This window comes from Streptomyces sp. NPDC005574 (genome assembly GCF_040605435.1).
In the GTDB taxonomy this organism is placed as follows: Bacteria; Actinomycetota; Actinomycetes; order Streptomycetales; family Streptomycetaceae; genus Streptomyces.
The window spans coordinates 1-1785 of sequence record NZ_JBEXCW010000294.1; the positions used below are offsets into that span (position 1 = coordinate 1).

Annotated in this window: 2 protein-coding genes; one reads left to right on the forward strand and one right to left on the reverse strand. The window is 71.7% G+C overall.

Features of this window, described 5'->3' with window-relative positions:
* Positions 1-71: 71 nt before the first annotated feature.
* Entirely contained in the window at positions 72-833 is a 762-nt protein-coding gene (locus tag ABZT03_RS44240) for a ZIP family zinc transporter (protein WP_356049976.1), read from the reverse strand.
* Between the two features lie 475 nt (positions 834-1308).
* Between ABZT03_RS44240 and ABZT03_RS44245 the strand changes: the two genes are divergently transcribed.
* On the forward strand, positions 1309-1686 hold the full coding sequence (locus ABZT03_RS44245; protein WP_356049978.1) for a hypothetical protein: 378 nt from the start codon (positions 1309-1311) through the stop codon (positions 1684-1686).
* The last annotated feature ends 99 nt before the right edge of the window (positions 1687-1785 follow it).

Consider the following 1785-nt stretch of genomic DNA (forward strand, 5'->3'; position numbering starts at 1 on the left):
CCGCTTCCAGCCGCCCTGGAAGCGGATCACCGACCCGACAGGCGTGCACCGGCGTTCAGGACCGACGGCGGTCAGGCGTGGGAGAGCGCGAAGGAGACCAGGAAGCCGCACACGGTGACGAGGCCGATCGCCAGGTGGGCGTCCTCGAACGCCTCGGGGATCATCGTGTCGGCGACCATGGCGAGAATGGCTCCGGCGGCCACCGCGGTGACCGCCGCGATCACCGCGGGAGAGAAGGCCCCGATGACCGTGTAACCCAGAACGGAGGACACGGTGCTGGCGGCGGCGATGGCCGTCCAGACCCCGAAGACGTACCCCTTGCCACGCCCGGCCCGCTTCATGCCCGCCGAACTGGACAGCCCTTCGGGGACGTTGCTGATGAACACCGCCGCCACCGTCACCAGGCTGACCGTCCCGCCGTCGAGCAGACTCACCCCGATGACCGCCGACTCCGGGACACCGTCCAGCAGTGCACCCAGGGCCAGCGCCGTGCCTGATCCGCCCTGCTCGCTCTCCGAGGGCTGGGAATGCTCCGACCGGTTCCCGGAGCGCTTGCGGTGCCGGGCGCCGCGACCGGCGAGCCACAGGTTCCCCAGGGTGTAGGCCACCGCGCCGGCAAGTGTCCCGATCGCGGCCGGGGTGAGCCCGGCCTGGTCGTACGCCTCACCGACCAGTTCGAAGGAGACCGCCGACAGCAGCACGCCGGCGCCGAAGGCCATCACCGTGGCGATCACCTTTGGCGGCACGCGCAGCCCGAATCCGACACCGGCCCCCACCAGCAGCGCCGAGCCGGCCAGTAGTCCCCACAGTCCCGCCTGCACCACTTCAGCCATGCGGCTATCGGTACCCGCAGACCGGTCGGCGTCACCTGCCGGTTTCTTCGGCAATCGAGCCACGGGCTGCCGGGGCTGCTGGTGCTCCGTGGGGCGGGGCGGACGGACTTCACGCCGCGGCGGCCGAGGTGCGCGCGATGCCGCGGCGCCCGCTCGGGCCGGCGGCACGGCGTCCGTTCCGCGCCCGCCCGCCGTCCCGGCGTCAGTACAACCGCCGTCTCGGCGTCAGTACACCCGGTGCTTCGGGGCGCGGGGGCCGGGCCGGCGGAGTAGCGGCGATCACGCAGGGCAAGTCTCCGTCCGCACAAGCCCTTTACCGGCTCCGAGGCCCCCCGGACCGTCGTCGGCCGGCTGTCACCCCCCTGGTTCTGGGGGATTCACGTGCGTCCGGGCCTGGGCCATTGTCCAGGGTGTGCCCGGAACTCCGGTGCACGCTCGACACGGCAGTGTGTTGCCGGCGGTGATCCAGGGGGAAATGATGACGAGAGGTATCCGGCGGCGCCGTAGCGCCGTCGTGGCGGTACTGAGCGCAGGTGCGCTGGCGCTGGCCACGGGAAGCGCGTCCGCCGCGCCCACGTTGATCAACGTGGGCTCACCCACAGGGGTGTACGAGACGACGCACACGCGCGACGGCAAGGTGGGAGTCCCTGACCTGGGCTTCGGAGACGCGATCGTCGCCGACTGCTGGGGCCGCGGCGACAACATCGGCAACCGCGGAAACGTCTGGTACCACACGCTGTCGGAGCGCTACAACGCCAGCACCCGACAGGAGCTGTTCGTCGAGGGGTGGACGTACGGCGCGTACGTGGACGGGAACGCCGCATTCCACAGCGGGGCCTTCCGCGAGTGCTGACGGGGTGAGTCGGCCGCCCGGTCCGGAGTCGGCGCCGGACCGGGCACCGCAACACCCACGGCGAACCCTTCCGGTACCTCAACCGGCTGACCGTCGGGG

Excerpts from the sequence above, each read along its gene's own strand:
- ABZT03_RS44245 (WP_356049978.1), top strand. The coding sequence starts at position 1,309 with ATGATGACGAGAGGTATCCGGCGGCGCCGTAGCGCCGTCGTGGCGGTA.
- ABZT03_RS44240 (WP_356049976.1), bottom strand. The coding sequence starts at position 833 with ATGGCTGAAGTGGTGCAGGCGGGACTGTGGGGACTACTGGCCGGCTCG.